The organism is Streptomyces sp. GLSS-08, assembly GCF_056387915.1.
Genome location: NZ_JBWJAQ010000007.1, coordinates 80,813 through 100,076, shown reverse-complemented (window position 1 = coordinate 100,076; position 19,264 = coordinate 80,813). Strand labels below are relative to the sequence as shown.

Below are 19,264 nucleotides of genomic sequence, written 5' to 3'. Positions count from 1 at the left end.
CGGAAGCCTGAACAGGGGAGGGGTCGTGAGGATGGGTTCGGTTCCGGCGCGGGCCCGGGTCTACGTGGCCTCCGTCGTCGTCGGCGCCCTGCTCTGCCTCGCTCCGCTGCCCGGCCTGTGCACCCCTTGGTGGGCGGTCGCCCTGCTCGCCGCGCTGTACGCCGGATGCGAGCAGCTCACCCGCTGCCGACTCGTCGGCCACCGTGCCCCCCGCGGCATGGGCACCTTCTTCCCGGTCCTGCTGGCCGGGGCCTTCCTGCTGCCGCCCCCGGCCGCCGCCCTCGTCGCGCTCCCGGGCGTGCTGCTCTCCCGCGTCGACCAGCGCCCGCGCGGGCTGCGCCGGATCTGGCGGGCGGCCGAGCTCGTCATCGGGATCTGGGCGGCGGCCCGGGTGCACCGGACACTCGGCGGACGGGACGCGGTCGTCACGTCCGACTTCCCGTACGCGCTCGTGCCCGCCGGGGCCGCGGTCCTCACGTTCTGCCTGGCCCTGGCCGTCCTGGACGGCGGGATCCTGGCCACCGCCGAGCGGCTGCCGGCCCGCACCGCGTGGCGCGGCCTGTTCCTGCGCTCCCTCGCCCCGGTCGGCGTGCACGGACTCGCCGGACTGATGATGGCGGTGCTCTGGCGCAGCCCCTACGGTCCGCTCGCCGCGCTGCTCGTCCTGCTGCCCATGTACATCTCCTGCTGGGTGTTCGCCCAGTACCACCGCGAGCAGGCCGCCCACCAGGCCACCATCCGGGCACTCGTGCAGGCCGTCGACATCAAGGACGGCTACACGCGCGGGCACAGCGAACGGGTCGGACAGGCGTCCATGATGATCGCCCGCGAACTGGGCATGGACGACGAACGCGTCGAGGGCCTGCGCCTCGCGGGCATCCTGCACGACGTCGGCAAGCTCGGCGTGCCCACCCGGCTGCTGCGCAAGGACGGGCCGCTGACCCCGCAGGAGCGGCGGATCATCGAGCTGCACCCCGAGTACGGGCACGAGATGGTGCGCGGGATCGGCTTCCTCGGTGAGGCACGGTCGGCCATCCTGCACCACCACGAGCGGCTGGACGGGAGCGGATACCCGTACGGGCTGGCGGGCCGGCAGATCCCGGAGTTCGCACGGGTGGTGGCCGTGGCCGACGCCTTCGACGCGATGACGTCGACGCGGTCCTACCGGCGGGCCAGGCCGGTGCCGGCCGCGCTGGAGGAGCTGGAGAACTGCGCCGGGGCGCAGTTCGACCCGCGGATGGTGACCGCGCTGGTGCGGGCGCTGCGCCGGCACGGCTGGCACCCGGTGGTCACGGCGGACGCCCCGGGCGCGGACGTGCCGCCGCCCCGCGGCGGGCCCCGCCCGGCGGCCGTGCCCACCGAGCCGGAGGGACGCCGGGACACGGCCGGCGGGAGGACCTCGTGAACGCCGCGGGGCAGGCCTCCCCGCGGCCGCTGCGGACCCCGCTCACCCTCGTGTTCGTGCACGCCTGTGCCGCGCTGCTCGCCGTCGTCTGTCTCGGCGCGGCCCTCTGGCAGGGCCTCGAGGAGCGCGGGGCCGCGCTGGCCTTCGGACTGCTCGTCGCCGTCGGCGAGCTGGCCCGGTGGAGCGGCGCGGAGGAACGGGAGTCCGCACCCCTGGGAGCCGCCGGAGCCCTCGCCTACGCCCTGCTGGGAGAGAACGGCGCAGGCCCCACCCATCACGGGCCCGCGCAGATCGTCGCCGTCGTGGCGGCGGCCGCCCTCGTCGGCTGCGTACCGCACGTCGCGCGCGGCCGGGGCCCGACGCTCGACCACCTCACCCGGCGCGTACTGACCGTGGCGTTCGCCGCCGTCTGCTTCCGGCCCCTCTACGACGAGGGCAGGCTCGGGGAGTGGGACGGCCCCGCGTACGCCCTGCTGCTGGTCGCGCTGCTGGTGCTCACCGCCCTGTGCGACGCCGTACTGGCGGCGGCCATGGCGCACGCGCGCACCCGCTGGCCCTTCGGGCCCCTGCTGCGCGACGAGCTGCGGGCCATGCCCGGCATCGGGTCGGCCGTCTGCGCGACCGGAGCCGTGATGTCCCTCGCCGTCGCGGTCGCCGGCCTGTGGGCGCTGCCCGTCTTCTCGCTGCCGCTGCTGCTCGCCCAGCTGTCCTTCCGCCGGTACGCGGCGGTGCGCACCACCTACCGGCAGACCATCGCCTCCCTCGCGCGTGCCACCGAGATCGCCGGGTACACGCCCGCCGGGCACGCGCACCGCGTGGCCGCGCTCAGCCGCGCCGTGGGCCGGGAGCTGGGCCTTTCGGAACCGGACCTGACCGTGCTGGAGTACGCGGCCCTGATGCACGACATCGGACAGCTCAGCCTCGTCGACCCGGTGCCCGCCGGGGCGACGGCCGTGCTCCCCCGCGAGGAGCAGCGGCGGATCGCCCTCCTCGGCGGCGCCGTCGTCCGCCAGACCGGGGTGGACGCCGAGGTCGCGGTGGTCGTGGAACGGCAGGCCGACCCCTACCGGGAGCAGCCGGTCACCGCGCGGATCGTCCGGACCGTGAACGCGTACGAGGAGATGGTGCGGGAAGCGGGGCCGGGCGGCCCCCTCTCCGCGCTGGAGAAGCTGCGTCTGGGCACCGCCCGGGACTATCAGCCGAAGGTCGTGGAGTCACTGGCCCGGGTACTGTCCCGGCCCGGTCTGACCTTGCCCCGGGCTGGGTAACCCATGGGTAATGAGCGGCCGTCGGACGGTACGTGGTTGGATGCGAGGAAGAGGGTGTTCGGGGGCACCGGCCCGCCTGTGGCCGCACTGTCCCCGGGGGACTCTTCAAGGGACCGGCGGGCGGGAAACGCAAGGAACTGGCAGGCGGGAATCGTGAGGATCTTCGGCAAGGGACGACACCGGCCCTCCGCCTCATGGCGGCAGGCCACCGACCGCGCGTTCACGCTGATCGGCGACGGCCGGTACGAGGACGCGGGAGCGCTGCTGACGCGCGCCGCGGACCTGGAGCCCTGGCTGTCGGAGTCCTGGTTCAACCTGGCGCTGCTGCACAAGTTCCGCCACGACTGGGAGCAGGCGCGGGCGGCCGGACTGCGGGCCGTCGCGCTGCTCGACCGTGAGGCGGGCGCCCCGGACTGGTGGAACGTGGGCATCGCGGCGACCGCGCTGCAGGACTGGCCGCTGGCCCGGCGCGCCTGGCAGGCGTACGGACTGCGGGTGCCCGGCGGTGCGGCCGTCGCCGGTGAGCCCGTCGGCATGGACCTGGGCAGTGCCGCCGTGCGGCTGTCGCCCGAGGGCGAGGCCGAGGTGGTGTGGGGGCGCAGGCTGGACCCCGCGCGGATCGAGGTGCTGTCCATTCCGCTGCCGTCCTCGGGGCGGCGCTGGGGCGAGGTCGTGCTGCACGACGGGGTGCCCCACGGCGAGCGGACGACCGCTGCCGGGCACTCCTACCCCGTGTTCGACGAGATCGAGTTGTGGGCACCCTCGCCCGTGCCGACCTGGGTGGTCCTGCTGGAGGCCGCCACCGAGGACGACCGGGACGCGCTGGAGCGGCTCGCCGCCGACGCCGGCTTCGCGGCCGAGGACTGGTCGTCGTCCGTGCGGCTGCTGTGCCGGATGTGCTCCGAGTCGCGGATGCCCTCCGACGAGGGCGACGGGGAGCACCTGGACCCGCACGACCACAGCGAGCCGGGGCACCCGGGTCCCCTGGGGCACCGGACCGACGGACAGCTGTGGCTTCCCGAACGGGAGTGCGGGCTCGCGGCGCCCGCCTCCCTGGTCCGGGGGCTGCTCGACGGCTGGGTCGCGGACAGCCCGGACTCCCGGGACTGGCGGGACCTCGAAGAAGTCTGTTAGCGCGGAGGTCTGCGGCGCGCCCCTTTAGGCTGTACCTCGCAGAATTTCTCTCCGGTTGCAGGAAAGGCATACGTCGGTCATGGCGCAGCAGGACACCGATCAGCAGCACGCGGGCGTGCTCCCCGTGGACGACGAGGGCTTCGTCATCGACACCGAGGACTGTGAGGAGCGCGAGGCCGCCTACCGCGAGCGCGGCACCTCGCGGCCGATCACGGTCGTCGGCAACCCGGTGCTGCACAAGGAGTGCAAGGACGTCACCGCGTTCGGGGACGAGCTGGACCAGCTGGTCGCCGACATGTTCGCCAGCCAGCGCACCGCCGAGGGCGTGGGTCTCGCCGCCAACCAGATCGGTGTGGACCTGAAGGTCTTCGTCTACGACTGCATGGACGACGAGGGCCGGCGGCACGTGGGAGTGGTCTGCAACCCCGTGCTCGTGGAGCTGCCCGCCGAGCTGCGCCGGCTGGACGACAGCAACGAGGGCTGCCTCTCGGTGCCCACCGCGTACGCTCCGCTGGCCCGGCCCGACTACGCCGAGGTGAGTGGGCAGGACGAGAAGGGGAACCCCGTCCGGGTGCGCGGAACGGGCTACTTCGCCCGCTGCCTCCAGCACGAGACGGACCACCTCTACGGCTACCTGTACATCGACCGGCTGTCCAAGCGCGAGCGCAAGGACGCGCTGCGGCAGATGGCCGAGAACGAGCCCCGCTATCCCGTCGTCACGAACGACTGAGACACCCCTCTGGTGGTCAGGGCCTCGCGGCCGGTGGCCGGGACGCCCGGTGAACGACTGGGACTGGAAAATGACAGACGGGGCTCACGGCTTCTCGTGAGCCCCGCCGGACGGCGCCTGGCCGGGTACCCCACCCGACCAGGCGCCGTTCATGTGTACGTCGCACGTTCGATCTCTTGTACTCCGCCACCGATCCGAAACCAGTCACACAAGAGGAGATTCTCGGCACCTCGGGGTAGTGAGTGGGGCAAATCCGTTCCCAGACCGGTCAGTTGTGGTGCTGAATGGGAAGTGCGGGGATACGCAACGGCGCACGCCCGGCACAACGGGAGTGGTGGGGCGCCGACAGGCGGCTGAGAGGGGTTTGTTCGTGCATGCTTTCTCACACGGCACTTCATCGACACCGACAGCGGTCGCGGTTCCACCGGCGCTCTCTCTTCCGGTGATCGAGGCCGAGTTTCCCCGTCAACTGCACCCGTATTGGCCTCGGTTGCAGGAGCGGACACGGGTCTGGCTCCTCGAAAAACGCCTCATGCCGGCGGACAAGGTCGCGGAATATGCCGACGGCCTGTGCTACACGGACCTCATGGCGGGCTTCTACATGGGGGCCTCCGACGAGGTGCTCCAGGCGATAGCGGACTACAGCGCGTGGTTCTTCGTCTGGGACGACCGTCACGACCGCGACATCGTCCACGGCCGTCCGGCCGCCTGGCGCACGCTCCGGTTCCAGCTGCACGCGGCGCTCGACTCCCCGAGGGACCACCTGCACCACCAGGACCCCCTGGTAGCAGCGTTCGCGGACAGCGTGGTCCGGTTGTACTCGTTCCTGGGCGGTGAGTGGAACGCCCGGTTCGCCGGACACTTCCACGAGGTGATCGAGGCGTACGACCAGGAATTCCACAACCGTACGTCGGGCACGGTGCCGACCGTCGCGGAGTATCTCGAACTCCGGCGGCTCACCTTCGCTCACTGGATCTGGACGGATCTGCTGGAACCGAGCGCGGGACGCGAAATGCCCGCCGCCGTACGGGAACACCCGGCATATCGACGGGCGGCACTGCTCACTCAGGAATTCGCGGCCTGGTACAACGACCTTTGTTCACTTCCGAAAGAGATAGCGGGTGATGAAGTCCACAATCTCGGAATCAGCCTCATCCAGCACGAGGGGCTGTCCCTCGAAGACGCTGTCACAGAGGTGCGCCGAAGGGTCGAGGAATGCATCTCCGATTTCCTCGTCGTCGAGCAGGATGTGGAGCGGCTGGCCGACTCCCTCGCGGACGGGACCGTACAGGGCAAGGAACTGTGCGTCGCCGTGAAAGCCTGTCTCGCCAATATGCGGAACTGGTTCAGTTCCGTGTACTGGTTCCACCACGAGTCGGGCCGGTACATGGTCGACAGCTGGGACGACCGCGCCACGCCCCCGTACGTCAACAACGAAGCGGCAGGTGAGAAATGACCGTCGAGTCCGTACCGCCCGCGGCACCCCCGGCGCCGGAGCTGTCCACCCCGCCGCCGGCCGGAGGTGGCGTTCCGGGTCTCGGCCACGGCTGGAAACTCGTCCGCGACCCACTGGGCTTCCTGGCCCAGCTGCGCGACCACGGTGACGTCGTCCGGCTCAGGCTGGGCCCCAAGACGGTGTACGCGGTCACCACGCCCGCCCTCACCGGGGCGCTGGCGCTGAGTCCCGACTACGAGATCGGCGGCCCGCTGTGGGAGTCCCTGGAAGGACTGCTCGGCAAGAACGGCGTCGCGACCGCCAACGGCCCGCTGCACCGGCGTCAGCGCCGGACGATCCAGCCCGCGTTCCGGGCCGACATCATCCACGAGTACGCGTCCGTGATGGAGGAGGAGTCGCGCGCGTTCGCGGACCGCTTCGCCTCCGGCGGGCCGGTGGACTGCACCTCGGAGTCGTTCCGGGTGGCCGTGCGCATGGCCGCCCGCTGTCTGCTGCGCGGCCGGTTCATGGACGAGCGTGCCGAGCGGCTGAGCATCGCGCTCACGACCGTGTTCCGCGGTATGTACCAACGCATGGTCATCCCGGCGGGACCGCTCTATCGGCTACCCCTTCCGGCCAATCGGAAATTCGACCGAGCGTTGGCCGATTTGCACCTTCTCGTCGACGAGATCATCGACGAGCGCCGCGCATCTGGTCAAAAGCCGGACGATTTGCTGACGGCATTGCTGGAGGCGAAGGACGACAACGGGGATCCCATCGGCGAGCAGGAGGTGCACGACCAAGTCGTCGCGATACTGACCCCCGGAAGTGAAACCATCGCGTCCACGATCATGTGGCTGCTCCAGGTACTCGCGGCGCACCCGGAACAGGCGGCCAAAGTGAGTGAAGAGGTCAAATCCGTCGCGGGGGACCGGCCCGTCGGATTCGGTGACGTCCGAAAGCTGACGCACACCAACAATGTCGTCGTCGAGACGATGCGACTGCACCCCGCCGTATGGATATTGACGCGGCGCGCCGTGACCGAAACCGAGCTCGGCGGCTACCGCATTCCGGCCGGTGCCGACATCGTGTACAGCCCGTACGCGATCCAGCGCGACCCGCGCTCGTACGCGCACCACCTGGCTTTCGACCCCGGCCGCTGGCTCCCGGAACGCTCAAGGGACCTGCCGAAGTACGCCATGCGCCCGTTCAGCGTGGGTAACCGGAAGTGCCCGAGCGACCACTTCTCGATGGCACAGCTCACGCTCATCACGGCGACCGTGGCGTCCCGGTGGCGCTTGCGCCAGGACGCCGAGTCCAAGGACGCGACCCGCGTCGGCATCACGCTGCGCCCGCACGGCCTGGTGCTGAGGGCCGAGCCGCGCTGAGCCGAGGCTTCGGGTGCGCCCTCGGCGGAGGGCGCACCCCTCGCGCTCAGGCGGCCCGCGGCCCCCGGAACGCGCGGCGGTAGGCGCCGGGTGTCGTCCCGAGGCTCCGCATGAACTGGTGGCGCAGCGCGGCCGCGTTGCCGAAGCCGGTCCGGCCGGCGATCGCGTCCATCGTCTCGTCGGTGACCTCGAGCAACTCCTGCGCCAGCAGCACGCGTTGGCGCAGCATCCAGCGGTACGGCGTGGTGCCGGTCTCCTGCTGGAAGCGGCGCGCGAAGGTGCGCGGGGACATGTGGGCGCGGGCCGCGAGCTGTTCCACCGTCACCTCCTCGTCGAGGTGGCGCTCCATCCACACGAGCACCTCGCCCACGGTGTCGCACTGCGAGCGGGGCAGCGGCCGCTCGATGTACTGGGCCTGCCCGCCGTCCCGGTGCGGGGGCACGACCATGCGGCGGGCGACGGCGTTTGCGACCTCGGGGCCGTGCTCCTGGCGCACCAGGTGCAGGCAGGCGTCGATGCCGGCGGCGGTGCCCGCCGAGGTGATCACCGCCCCCGCGTCGACGTACAGCACGTCCGGCTCCACGATCGCCCGCGGGTACTGGCGGGCGAGAGCGTCCGCGTGGTGCCAGTGCACGGTGCAGCGCCGGCCGTCCAGCAGTCCGGCCGCGCCGAGCACGAAGACACCGGAGCACACGCTCAGCACCCGGGCGCCCCGGGCGACGGCCCGGCGCAGCGCGTCGAGCAGTTCCTCGGGATACCCGCGGGCGGTATACGAGTCGCCGGCCGGCACCACGACGAGATCGGCCGCCTCGAGCCGCTCCAGCCCGTGCTCGGTCCGCAGGGAGAACCCCGCGTGCGTGCCCAGTGTGGACCCCTCCGCCGAGGCGACCGCGAAGTCGTACACCGGCAGCCCGTCGTCGCTGCGGTCGAGTCCGAACACCTCGCAGACCACGCCGAGTTCGAAGGGATGCACACCGTCCAGCAGGACCACCGCCACGTTTTTCAGCATGCCGCCCAGTGTGCACCCGATGTGGCAGGAATTCGAGGGTCCACGGCAGTCCTGCCACTGACCCGGGGGTGCGATCGGCGCGACAGTGGTGTTCATGGAGACATTCGTGAACACCACCGTCGCCCTGCTGACCGTCCTCGGGATCTTCCTCGTCGTGGCCCTGCCCTCACTGATCGGGCTGCGCCGGGAGTGGCGCGTCGACCGGGAGCTGAGGGCCGCCGAAGCCGCCGCCGGGACTCAGAAGTCCTCGTCGAAGCCCACCGAGCCCTCCACCGCCACCTGGTACGCCGAGGGACGGCGCTCGAAGAAGTTGGTCAGCTCCTGAACACCCTGGAGCTCCATGAAGGAGAACGGGTTCTCCGAGCCGTACACCGGGGCGAAGCCGAGACGCGCCAGGCGCTGGTCGGCGACGCACTCCAGGTACTGCCGCATCGAGTCCGTGTTCATCCCCGGGAGGCCGTCACCGCACAGGTCGCGCGCGAACTGCAGCTCGGCCTCGACGGCCTCCCGCAGCATGTCGGTGACCTGCTCCTCGAGCCGGTCGTCGAAGAGCTCCGGCTCCTCCTTGCGGACCGTGTCGACCACCTCGAAGGCGAAGGACATGTGCATCGTCTCGTCGCGGAACACCCAGTTGGTGCCGGTCGCAAGGCCGTGCAGGAGACCCCGGCTGCGGAACCAGTAGACGTACGCGAAGGCGCCGTAGAAGAAGAGCCCCTCGATGCACGCGGCGAAGCAGATCAGGTTCAGCAGGAAGCGCCGCCGGTCGGCCTTCGACTCCAGCCGGTCCAGCTTCTCGACGGAGTCCATCCACTTGAAGCAGAACCCGGCCTTCTCACGGATGGACGGGATGCTCTCGACGGCGTCGAAGGCCGCCGCGCGGTCCTCCGGGTCCGGCAGGTAGGTGTCGAGCAGCGTCAGGTAGAACTGCACGTGCACGGCCTCCTCGAAGAGCTGGCGCGAGAGATACAGTCGCGCCTCCGGGGAGTTGATGTGCTTGTACAGCGTCAGCACCAGGTTGTTGGCGACGATCGAGTCACCCGTAGCGAAGAACGCGACGAGGCGGCCGATCATGTGCTGCTCGCCCTGCGACAGTTTCGCCAGGTCGGCGACGTCCGAGTGGAGGTCGACCTCCTCGACGGTCCAGGTGTTCTTGATCGCGTCCCGGTAGCGCTCGTAGAAGTCCGGGTAGCGCATCGGGCGGAGCGTCAGCTCGAAGCCGGGGTCGAGGAGATTCCGGTTGCTGGACATCACTGGCAGGCCTCGCAGGACTCGGGGTTCTCAAGGGAGCAGGCGACGGCGTCCTCGTCGGGGACCGCCTGTACGGGGACGGGGGTCTGCGCGCGGGCGGCGCGGGCGATGCGGGTCGCCGGACGCGAGCGCAGGTAGTACGTCGTCTTCAGGCCCGACTTCCAGGCGTACGCGTACATCGAGGAGAGCTTGCCGATGGTCGGCGTCTCCAGGAACAGGTTCAGCGACTGGGCCTGGTCCAGGTACGGGGTCCGGGCGGCGGCCATGTCGATCAGCGCGCGCTGCGGGATCTCCCACGCCGTGCGGTACAGGTCGCGCACCTCCTGCGGCACCCGGGTGAAGCCCTGCACGGAGCCGTTCGCCTCGCGCAGCGCCTCCCGGGTCTGCGCGTCCCACACGCCGAGCCGCTTCAGCTCCGCCACCAGATAGGAGTTGACCTGGAGAAACTCGCCGGACAGCGTCTCGCGCTTGAACAGGTTGGAGACCTGCGGCTCGATGCACTCGTAGACACCCGCGATGGAGGCGATCGTCGCGGTCGGCGCGATGGCGAGCAGCAGCGAGTTGCGCAGGCCGACCGCCGCGATCCGCTCCCGCAGGGCCGCCCAGCGCTCCGGCCAGACCGGCTCCACGGCGTAGTGGTCGGGGTGCAGGACACCGCGGGCGGTGCGGGTCTTCTCCCAGGCGGGGAGCGGGCCGTTGCGCTCGGCGAGGTCCGCGGAAGCCTCGTAGGCGGCCAGCATGACGCGTTCGGCGATCCGGGTGGAGAGCTGCTTGGCCGCGGCGGAGTCGAAGGGCAGCCGCAGTTTGAAGAAGACGTCCTGAAGGCCCATCGCGCCGAGGCCCACCGGGCGCCACCGGGCGTTGGAGCGGCCTGCCTGCTCGGTCGGGTAGAAGTTGATGTCGACGACCCGGTCGAGGAAGGTCACCGCCGTGCGGACTGTCTCGTCCAGCCGCTCCCAGTCGATGTCCCCGTCGACGACGAAGGCGCCGAGGTTGACCGAGCCGAGGTTGCAGACCGCTGTTTCCCCGTCGTTCGTGACCTCCAGGATCTCGGTGCACAGGTTCGAGGAGTGGACGGTGTGGCCCGGCTCCGCGGTCTGGTTGGCGGTGCGGTTGGCGGCGTCCTTGAACGTCATCCAGCCGTTGCCGGTCTGCGCCAGGGTGCGCATCATCCGGCCGTACAGGTCGCGGGCGGGGATCGTCTTCCTGGCCAGCCCCGCCTCCTCGGCCCTGCGGTACGCGGCGTCGAACTCCTCGCCCCACAGGTCGACCAGCTCGGGCACGTCGGACGGCGAGAACAGCGACCAGACGCCGTTCGCGTCGACCCGGCGCATGAACTCGTCGGGGATCCAGTGCGCGAGGTTGAGGTTGTGCGTACGGCGGGCGTCCTCCCCGGTGTTGTCGCGCAGTTCCAGGAACTCCTCGATGTCGGAGTGCCAGGTCTCCAGGTAGACCGCGGCGGCACCCTTGCGCCGGCCGCCCTGGTTCACCGCGGCGACCGAGGCGTCCAGCGTCTTCAGGAACGGCACGATGCCGTTGGAGTGCCCGTTCGTGCCGCGGATCAGCGAACCGCGGGAACGGATGCGGGAGTAGGACAGACCGATGCCGCCGGCGTGCTTGGAGAGGCGGGCCACCTGGTGGTAGCGGTCGTAGAGGGAGTCCAGCTCGTCCAGCGGGGAGTCGAGGAGGTAGCAGGACGACATCTGCGGGTGTCGGGTGCCGGAGTTGAACAGCGTGGGGGAGGAGGGCAGGTAGTCGAGCCGGCTCATCAGACCGTAGAGCGCGGCCACTTCGTCGACGGCGCGGGAGGTGTCGTCCTCGGCGAGACCGGAGGCGACGCGCAGCATGAAGAACTGCGGGGTCTCGATCACGCGCCGGGTGATCGGGTGCCGGAGCAGATAGCGGCTGTGCAGGGTGCGCAGGCCGAAGTAGCCGAAGCGGTCGTCGCCCGCGACGTCGACGAGCGCGTCGAGACGTGCCGCGTGCAGGCGGACGAACTCGGCGGTGCGGTCGGCGATCAGTCCCTCCCGGTGCCCGACGGCGACGGAGCCGGAGAAGGACGTGACGCCCTGCGAGGCGGCCTCGGCGGCGATGCTGATCGTCAGCAGCCGCGCGGCCAGGCGTGAGTAGACCGGGTCCTCGGAGATGAGTCCCGCCGCGGCCTCGGTGGCCAGTTCGCGCAGTTCCGCCTCGTCCGCCCGCGCGGACCGGCCGCGCAGCGCGGCGGCGGCGACCCGGCCGGGGTCGGCGTCGGGGAGGTCGGCGGTGAGGTCGGTCAGGGTCCGCAACAGTGCGGCACCGGGACCGTCCGGCTGGGCCGATGTCGCGGGCGGTGTCGCCGGATCGGCTGGCGCGATGGTCACGTGGGGCTCTCCCTCGCTCGGCACGGGGCCTTCGGGAGGGCAGCGGGGCACACGTCGTCCCGCACGGGTACGCGTGCGTCCACCGGCCCATTCCACGAGGCCCGGACGTCTGGGCACCCGGACCGGACGGACCGGGCGCACTGCCGGCAGGTCCTCGGACTGACCGTGTGCGCGAACACGCACAAGTACACCGTTGCGGGACAGTTCCGGATTCGCACCGGATTCCCCTGCGGCGACAGCGAGCATGAGCATACATCTTGTGCCGGGCCGCCGATGCGCCCCCACATGTTGTGTCGTGTCGGCTCCGGAGGGTGGCAGTCGGCAGGGAGGCCGCCGTCGGCACCGCCGCTGTCAGAGCGTCAGCTCGTACGTCGGCAGCAGGATGTCGTCGAGGTCCGGGACCGGGTTCCAGTCGCGCGCGGGGGCTCGGGTGAAACCGAGCCGCTCGTGGACGCGGTGGGCGCGCATGGTGCGCTGGGTGGAGAGCACGACGCGGAAACACCCCTCAGTGGCCCGTGTCCGATGAGGATGTCCATGCGGCCGAGTCTGCCGGAAACGGACGACGACGGGCCGCCGGTTCACCCCGGCGGCCCGTCGTCCGACGCGCGGGACTCAGTGGGCGATGTCTGCCGTGGCCTTCGGGAGTTCCGTGGGGACGCCCGGGTCCCCGGCGTCCGCCGTGTAGTCCGCGGGCGACGTCTCGTCCACACCGTCGGGGGCCTTCGCCGCGCGCAGGACGAAGGTCAGCACCACCGTCACCACGACGTTCAGCACGAAGGCCGTCAGACCGATGTAGCCGATCTCCCCGATGCCGGGGATCTCCTTGGAGCTGCCGCCGAAGTGCTTCTGCGTCGGGGAGGCGACCCCGTACGCGGCGAGGGTGCCGTAGGCCATGCCGACCGCCCAGCCCGCGAGGAGCGCCCAGCGGTGGAACCACCGGGTGAACAGGCCGCCGACGAGCGCCGGGAAGGTCTGCAGGATCCAGATGCCGCCCAGCAGCTGGAAGTTGATCGCGACGGTCTTGTCCATGGTGAGGACGAAGGCCAGCGCGCCCACCTTCACCAGCAGCGAGACCAGCTTGGAGACCTGGGTCTCCTGCTTCGGTGTGGCGTCCGGCTTGATGAAGTCCTTGTAGATGTTGCGGGTGAAGAGGTTCGCCGCCGCGATCGACATGATCGCCGCCGGCACCAGCGCACCGATGCCGATGGCCGCGAAGGCCACACCCGCGAACCAGTCGGGGAACATCGTCTCGAAGAGCTGCGGGATCGCCAGCTGCCCGTTCTCCACCTTCACCCCGGCCGCGATCGCCATGAACCCGAGCAGGGCGAGCAGGCCGAGCATCAGCGAGTACAGCGGCAGGATCGTGGTGTTGCGCCGGATCACCTCACGGCTGCGGCTGGACAGCGTCGCGGTGATCGAGTGCGGGTACATGAACAGCGCCAGCGCCGAACCGAGGGCGAGCGTGGCGTACGTCCACTGCCCGGCCTCGGCGGGCACGATGCCGCCCGCGCCCGCGGCCGTGTACTTGTCGCCCGCCGCCTTGAAGATCTCGTCGAACCCGCCGAGCTTGATGGGGATGTAGATGATGGCCACCGCGATCACGATGTAGATCAGGGTGTCCTTCACGAACGCGATCAGGGCGGGCGCCCGCAGGCCCGACGAGTACGTGTACGCGGCCAGCACGCCGAACGCGATGAGCAGCGGCAGGTCCTTCACGAACCAGTTGGTGTCCTCACCGCCGCCGACGCCCATCACGTCCAGCACCGCCTGGATGCCGACGAGTTGCAGCGCGATGTAGGGCATCGTGGCGAGGATGCCGGTCACCGCCACCGCCAGCGACAGCCCCTTGGAGCCGAAGCGCCCGCGCACGAAGTCCGACGTCGTCACATAGCCGTGCTTGTGCGAGACCGACCACAGCCGCGGCAGGAACGTGAAGATCAGCGGGTAGACGAGGATGGTGTACGGCACGGCGAAGAAGCCGGCCGCGCCCGCCGCGTAGATCGCCGCGGGTACGGCGACGAAGGTGTACGCCGTGTAGAGGTCGCCGCCGAGCAGGAACCAGGTGACCCACGTGCCGAACGACCGTCCGCCCAGGCCCCATTCGTCGAGGCTGTGCTCGACCTCGGCCTTGCGCCAGCGTGCGGCGAGGAAGCCCATGACCGTGACGGCCACGAAGAAGAAGACGAAGACGCCGAGGGCGACTCCGTTCACGCCGTCCTTCACTTCGACGCACCCCCGCCCCTGGGCGCACGGCCGCGCTGGTCACGCTGCCAGAGCTGGTACGCGGTCATCGTGAGCAGCGTGGAGATGAGCACCCACAGCATCTGGTACCAGTAGAAGAAGGGGATCCCGATGAACGTCGGGTCGGTCTTCGCGTACGAGCCGACCCAGAGCATCGCCACGAAGGGTGCGACGAGACAAAGGGCGATCACCACACGGACCGGTGTCACCACCGGTGGCTTCACTTCGGGCACATCTGACATTCGGCGGCTCCGTCCCCTCGCTGATCACCTGTGCAACGCGCAGGCAATCTAGGCGACGGCGTCACGCACACGGAACCCCCCGTCCGCATATCGGTCCCCACCAGTGGGTTCCCGGTGGGTAAACGCCCGGAGGGGGGCTTTTTGCGCACCGGTGAGGGCGCCCGCGTCGAGCCGCCGGTCAGTCCACCGGGCGCTTGAGGCGGGCCACGAACTTGTACCGGTCGCCCCGGTACACCGAGCGGACCCACTCCACCGGTTGGCCGGTCCTGTCCAGAGAGTGGCGGGAGAGCATCAGCATGGGCAGCCCGACGTCGGTGCCGAGCAGCCCGGCTTCGCGCGGGGTGGCCAGCGAGGTCTCGATGGTCTCCTCGGCCTCGGCGAGGTGGACGTCGTACACCTCGGCGAGCGCGGTGTAGAGAGAGGTGTACTTGGCGAGGGAACGCCGCAGGGCGGGAAAGCGCTTGGCGGACAGGTGGGTCGTCTCGATCGCCATCGGCTCGCCGCTCGCCAGCCGCAGCCGCTCGATGCGCAGCACGCGCCCGCCCGCGTTGATGTCGAGCAGCCCTGCGAGCGTCTCGTCCGCCGTGATGTAGCCGATGTCCAGGAGCTGCGAGGTGGGTTCGAGGCCCTGGGCGCGCATGTCCTCGGTGTACGAGGTGAGTTGGAGCGCCTGCGAGACCTTCGGCTTCGCGACGAAGGTGCCCTTGCCCTGGATGCGCTCCAGCCGGCCCTCGACGACGAGTTCCTGCAGCGCCTGGCGCACGGTCGTGCGGGAGGTGTCGAACTCGGCGGCGAGGGTGCGCTCCGGCGGCACCGGCGTGCCGGGCGGCAGCGTCTCCGTCATATCGAGAAGGTGCTTCTTCAGACGGTAGTACTTGGGCACGCGCGCGGTACGGATGGGCGCCCCACCCTCGTTCTCCGCACTGCTGACGTCGGTGCTCATGCTCTGCCTTCCCGGCTCCGGATGCCGAAGCGACCGACCCTGTCCGATCGGTCACGGCTCACATCGTGGCACGGCTTGGTGCGCGAGAGGCCCCCGCACGCTGCGTGATCCCCTCTATATACCGTCGGCGTTCGTGTTGGTCTAGTCCATCGCGCCGAGGCGGTGGTCGTGGCGCCACGCGGGGCGCCCGGTTCGTGCGGCCGCAACCCCCCTGTCCGATCTGTCACTTGAGCAATGAAAGGTCCCTGCATATGTCGGTCCCGTAACGGAGCCCGAGCGGGACTTCCGCACCCTTGACACCCCTCTAGGTCTAGGCCAAGCTCCCGGTACTGGTCTACACCATTGGTCCAGGTCCCGGCCCCACGGGCAGTACTCGTCACAGGTCACCGCGGTGGGCAGGGGGGTTATGACATCCCTGAGGAGGGTGGCGTGAAGCGCAAGCTGATAGCCGCGATCGGTATCGCGGGCATGATGGTTTCCATCGCGGCGTGCGGGGACAGTGACAAGGACTCCGGGGGCGGCAAGGACGGCGCGGAGGCCAAGGAGCTCACCGTCTGGCTGACGGTGGACGCGCAGAACAACTGGCCCGAGCTGGTCAAGGCCGCCGACGCCGCGGTCAAGAAGAAGCACCCCGGCGTCAAGATCAACCACGAGTACTACGGCTGGCCCGACAAGAACGCCAAGCTCGACGCCGTCCTCGCCACGGACAAGGCCCCCGACGTGGTCGAGATGGGCAACACCGAGATGCTCGGCTACATGGTCAAGGGCGCCTTCGCTCCCGTCGACGCGTCGAAGCTCGACAACTCGGACGCCTGGCTGGACGGCCTCAAGGCCTCCGTCACCTACGACGGCAAGACCTACGGCGTGCCGTACTACGCCGGCGGCCGCGTCGGCAACTGGCGCAAGGACATCGCCGCCGCGTCCGGAGTCAAGTCCACGCCGAAGACGTACAAGGAACTCACCGCCGACCTGGACAAGATCCAGAAGAAGCAGGGCGACAAGTTCAGCGCCTGGTACCAGCCCACCCGCGACTGGTACGCCGCGATGTCCTTCGTCTACGACGCCGGCGGCTCCATCGCCGTCGAGTCCGGCGGCGAGTGGAAGGCCAACCTCTCCTCTCCCGAGTCGGTCAAGGGCCTCAAGGCCTTCAAGTCGGTCGTCGACAGGTACATGCACGGCGACAAGACCAAGGACGAGTCGGACCGCTACATCGTCTACGGCCAGGGCAAGTCCGGCATGATCTTCGGTGCCGCCTGGGAGGGCGCGACCTCGGAGGACCCGAAGAACGACAAGACCGGCAAGCTCAAGGGCAACCTCGAGAACTTCGTGGTCCCCGGCCCGTCCGGCAAGAACCTCCCCGTCTTCCTGGGCGGTTCCGACCTCGCCGTCCCGGTGAAGTCCGGCGCCCAGGAACTCGCCGCCGAGTGGATCAACGCCCTCACCGGCGCCGAGGGCCAGAAGGGCCTGATCGGCAAGGGCAACCTGCCGAACAACAAGACCGACCTCGCGACGCTGAAGAGCGACCCGAAGACCGCGGTCCCGGCCACCGCGGCCGAGAGCAACTGGTTCGTCCCGATGGCACCCGGCTGGGGCCAGGTCGAGAAGGCCCAGGTCCTGCAGACCATGCTGCAGAACATCGGCACCGGCAAGAAGTCGGTCGAGGCCGCCGCGAAGGAAGCGGACGCCAAGATCGACAAGGTCATCAACACCAAGTGACCCGAGGCGGGGCCCCGTTGCCGACGGGGCCCCGCCTGCCGTACGACCCTGCCGGGAGGCGGGGCCCGCTCCCCGTACGAACCGTGGGCCGGTGAGGGACGGGGCGCGCCTCCCGTACGACCTGTACCGGCCCGGACGGCGGCGGGGACACCTCCCGCGGACCGGGCCGGGAGCCGGGGGGTCCGCCTCCCGTACGACCTGTACGACCCGGTCGGGGACGGGACCCGCCGCCCGTACGACCCGAGGGACCGCTGAGGAGCGCGCGGATGAGTGCCGCTGATACGACCACTGCCAAAGTGCCGCCGACGCGGCAGTCGCCACCACCACCCGCCCCGCCGGTGGAGAGACCACGCCGGAAGCGGACCTCCGACGGGGCGGCCGTCCCCTGGGCCCTGCTCGCCCCCTGCGTGCTGGTCCTCGTCCTGGTGCTCGGCTACCCCCTCGTCCGGCTGGTCACCCTGTCCTTCCAGGAGTTCGGGCAGTCCCAGCTGTGGGGCTTCAAGCCGGCCGAGTCGGTCGGCTTCGACAACTTCGCCAAGGTGCTCGGGGACGAGGAGTTCTGGGCGGTCGTCGTCCGCACGATCGTCTTCGCCGGCGGGGCCGTCGTCTTCACGATGGTCATCGGCATGCTGATCGCGCTGCTCCTGCAGCGGGTCTCCGGCTGGGTGAAGACGCTCATCAACATCGCGCTGGTGGCCAGCTGGGGCATGCCCATCATCGTGGCCACCACCGTCTTCAAGTGGCTCTTCGACTCCGACTACGGCGTCTTCAACGCGGTGCTCAGCAAGTTCCCCGGCGTCGACATGATCGGCCACAACTGGTTCGCCAGCGGCCCCCAGGGCCTGGCCGTGATCATGCTGCTGGTGGTGTGGGGGGCGGTGCCGTTCGTCGTCATCACGCTCAGCGCGGGCCTCACCCAGGTGCCCAAGGAGCTGGAGGAGGCGGCGCGGCTGGACGGAGCGGGCGCGTGGGGCGTCTTCCGGTACGTCACGCTGCCGATCCTCAAGCCGATCATCGTGATGCTCACGACGCTCTCCGTCATCTGGGACATGGGCGTCTTCCCGCAGGTCTTCGTGATGCGCGGCGGCCACCCCGAGGCCGAGTTCCAACTGCTCACCACGTACTCGTACGACCGCGCCTTCGTGGTCAACGACTACGCGCAGGGGTCGGCGATCGCCCTGCTCACCGTGCTCCTGCTGCTCGGTGTGGTCGCCGTCTACATGCGCCAGATGCTCAAGATCGGAGAGGTCGAGTGACCACGACCACGGCTCCCGGCACCTCACGGCCGCGCAAGCCGGCCACGGCCCCCGCCGCCTCCCGGCCGCGCAGGTCGAAGCTCGGCTGGAACCTGCTCGGCCTGTTCGTCTTCGTCACAGCGGGCTTCCCCGTCTACTGGATGCTCAACACGGCGTTCAAGCCGGCGAAGGACGCCATCGACCCGGACCCGAGCCTGCTGCCCACGGCACTCACGCTCGACAACTTCAGCCGGGCGCTCGACATCGCCGACTTCTGGGGGCCGGTGGCCCGCAGCCTGATCGTCTCGCTGGCGGTGGTGCTGATCGGCATCGTGGTCGGCATGCTGGCCGCCCTTGCCATCTCCCGGTTCGCCTTCCGCGGCCGCAAGATCGTGATCGTCGGCATCCTGGCGGTCCAGATGGTCCCGCTCGTCGCCATGATTATTCCGGTCTTCCTGCTGTTGAACGACCTCGGACAGTACGACAAGCTCACCGGTCTGATCATCACCTACCTGACGTTCATCCTCCCCTTCACGGTGTGGACGCTGCGCGGCTTCATCGTCAACATCCCGAGGGAGCTGGAGGAGGCCGCGATGGTCGACGGCTGCTCCCGCACCGGCGCCTTCGTCCGCGTCGTCTTCCCGCTGCTGGCCCCCGGCATGGTCGCCACCTCGGTCTACGGCTTCATCCAGGCCTGGAACGAATACCTCTACGCCCTGATGCTCATGAGTCAGAAGAACCAGACCGCCACGGTCTGGCTCGGCAACTTCACCACCAAGCACGGCACCGAGTACGCCCCGATGATGGCCGGTTCCACGATGATGGCCGTGCCGATCGTCGTCCTCTTCCTCATCGTCCAGCGCAAAATGGCCGCGGGGCTGACCGCGGGCGCCGTGAAGGGATAACG

Annotated in this window: 16 protein-coding genes, 1 pseudogene and 1 riboswitch; of the genes and pseudogenes, 10 read left to right on the top strand and 7 right to left on the bottom strand. The window is 70.0% G+C overall.

Annotated features, from left to right (window positions below; translation table 11 throughout):
- Positions 1-31 precede the first annotated feature (31 nt).
- From AC0ZLC_RS14485 to AC0ZLC_RS14460, 6 genes are all read left to right on the top strand, one after another.
- The gene (locus AC0ZLC_RS14485) at positions 32-1,405 is read left to right on the top strand and encodes an HD-GYP domain-containing protein (protein WP_476752347.1); all 1,374 of its coding nucleotides are present in this window, start codon (positions 32-34) and stop codon (positions 1,403-1,405) included.
- Positions 1,402-2,673 (top strand): HD-GYP domain-containing protein, encoded by a 1,272-nt coding sequence (locus tag AC0ZLC_RS14480; protein ID WP_476752346.1) that lies wholly within the window; start codon positions 1,402-1,404, stop codon positions 2,671-2,673. The genes AC0ZLC_RS14485 and AC0ZLC_RS14480 overlap by 4 nt, the downstream gene beginning before the upstream one ends.
- Before the next feature lie 153 nt (positions 2,674-2,826).
- Positions 2,827-3,807, top strand: coding sequence for a tetratricopeptide repeat protein (locus AC0ZLC_RS14475; protein WP_476752345.1), 981 nt, complete (start codon positions 2,827-2,829; stop codon positions 3,805-3,807).
- Between the two features lie 79 nt (positions 3,808-3,886).
- A complete protein-coding gene (gene def / locus AC0ZLC_RS14470) occupies positions 3,887-4,537 on the top strand; it encodes a peptide deformylase (protein ID WP_476752344.1) in 651 nt (216 codons plus the stop codon).
- A 370-nt stretch (positions 4,538-4,907) separates the two neighbouring features.
- The gene (cyc1, locus tag AC0ZLC_RS14465) at positions 4,908-5,993 is read left to right on the top strand and encodes an epi-isozizaene synthase (RefSeq protein WP_476752343.1); all 1,086 of its coding nucleotides are present in this window, start codon (positions 4,908-4,910) and stop codon (positions 5,991-5,993) included.
- Complete coding sequence (locus tag AC0ZLC_RS14460) at positions 5,990-7,360, top strand: bifunctional albaflavenone monooxygenase/terpene synthase (protein ID WP_476752342.1); 1,371 nt, start codon at positions 5,990-5,992, stop codon at positions 7,358-7,360. The genes cyc1 and AC0ZLC_RS14460 overlap by 4 nt, the downstream gene beginning before the upstream one ends.
- A 46-nt stretch (positions 7,361-7,406) precedes the next feature.
- Here the strand turns inward: AC0ZLC_RS14460 and AC0ZLC_RS14455 are convergent, their stop codons facing one another.
- Entirely contained in the window at positions 7,407-8,369 is a 963-nt protein-coding gene (locus AC0ZLC_RS14455; RefSeq protein WP_476752341.1) for a GlxA family transcriptional regulator, read from the bottom strand.
- A 94-nt stretch (positions 8,370-8,463) separates the two neighbouring features.
- Between AC0ZLC_RS14455 and AC0ZLC_RS14450 the strand changes: the two genes are divergently transcribed.
- Complete coding sequence (locus AC0ZLC_RS14450; protein WP_476752340.1) at positions 8,464-8,694, top strand: hypothetical protein; 231 nt, start codon at positions 8,464-8,466, stop codon at positions 8,692-8,694.
- Here AC0ZLC_RS14450 and AC0ZLC_RS14445 read toward each other — a convergent pair.
- The 6 genes and pseudogenes from AC0ZLC_RS14445 to AC0ZLC_RS14420 all read right to left on the bottom strand — a co-directional run bounded on the left by AC0ZLC_RS14445 (position 8,607) and on the right by AC0ZLC_RS14420 (position 15,406).
- Entirely contained in the window at positions 8,607-9,617 is a 1,011-nt protein-coding gene (locus tag AC0ZLC_RS14445) for a ribonucleotide-diphosphate reductase subunit beta (protein WP_476752339.1), read from the bottom strand. The genes AC0ZLC_RS14450 and AC0ZLC_RS14445 overlap by 88 nt on opposite strands.
- Positions 9,617-11,980, bottom strand: coding sequence for a ribonucleoside-diphosphate reductase subunit alpha (locus AC0ZLC_RS14440; protein ID WP_476752338.1), 2,364 nt, complete (start codon positions 11,978-11,980; stop codon positions 9,617-9,619). The genes AC0ZLC_RS14445 and AC0ZLC_RS14440 overlap by 1 nt, the downstream gene beginning before the upstream one ends.
- A gap of 128 nt (positions 11,981-12,108) precedes the next feature.
- A riboswitch (cobalamin riboswitch) is annotated at positions 12,109-12,267 on the bottom strand.
- 64 nt (positions 12,268-12,331) lie between these two features.
- A pseudogene (locus tag AC0ZLC_RS14435) lies at positions 12,332-12,502 on the bottom strand (GNAT family N-acetyltransferase); the annotation flags it as partial.
- Positions 12,503-12,592: 90 nt separating this feature from the next.
- The gene (gene mctP, locus AC0ZLC_RS14430; RefSeq protein ID WP_476752337.1) at positions 12,593-14,203 is read right to left on the bottom strand and encodes a monocarboxylate uptake permease MctP; all 1,611 of its coding nucleotides are present in this window, start codon (positions 14,201-14,203) and stop codon (positions 12,593-12,595) included.
- Positions 14,200-14,463 carry a DUF3311 domain-containing protein gene (locus AC0ZLC_RS14425; RefSeq protein ID WP_476752336.1) on the bottom strand — a complete coding sequence of 88 codons (264 nt, stop codon included), beginning with the start codon at positions 14,461-14,463 and terminating at the stop codon, positions 14,200-14,202. Before AC0ZLC_RS14425 ends, mctP begins: the two co-directional genes overlap by 4 nt.
- Positions 14,464-14,641: 178 nt before the next feature.
- Positions 14,642-15,406 carry a GntR family transcriptional regulator gene (locus AC0ZLC_RS14420; RefSeq protein WP_358852700.1) on the bottom strand — a complete coding sequence of 255 codons (765 nt, stop codon included), beginning with the start codon at positions 15,404-15,406 and terminating at the stop codon, positions 14,642-14,644.
- A gap of 429 nt (positions 15,407-15,835) precedes the next feature.
- Between AC0ZLC_RS14420 and AC0ZLC_RS14415 the strand changes: the two genes are divergently transcribed.
- From AC0ZLC_RS14415 to AC0ZLC_RS14405, 3 genes are all read left to right on the top strand, one after another.
- The gene (locus tag AC0ZLC_RS14415) at positions 15,836-17,122 is read left to right on the top strand and encodes an extracellular solute-binding protein (RefSeq protein WP_476752335.1); all 1,287 of its coding nucleotides are present in this window, start codon (positions 15,836-15,838) and stop codon (positions 17,120-17,122) included.
- 266 nt (positions 17,123-17,388) lie between these two features.
- Complete coding sequence (locus AC0ZLC_RS14410) at positions 17,389-18,378, top strand: carbohydrate ABC transporter permease (protein WP_476752334.1); 990 nt, start codon at positions 17,389-17,391, stop codon at positions 18,376-18,378.
- Positions 18,375-19,262, top strand: coding sequence for a carbohydrate ABC transporter permease (locus tag AC0ZLC_RS14405; RefSeq protein ID WP_388786498.1), 888 nt, complete (start codon positions 18,375-18,377; stop codon positions 19,260-19,262). Before AC0ZLC_RS14410 ends, AC0ZLC_RS14405 begins: the two co-directional genes overlap by 4 nt.
- The last annotated feature ends 2 nt before the right edge of the window (positions 19,263-19,264 follow it).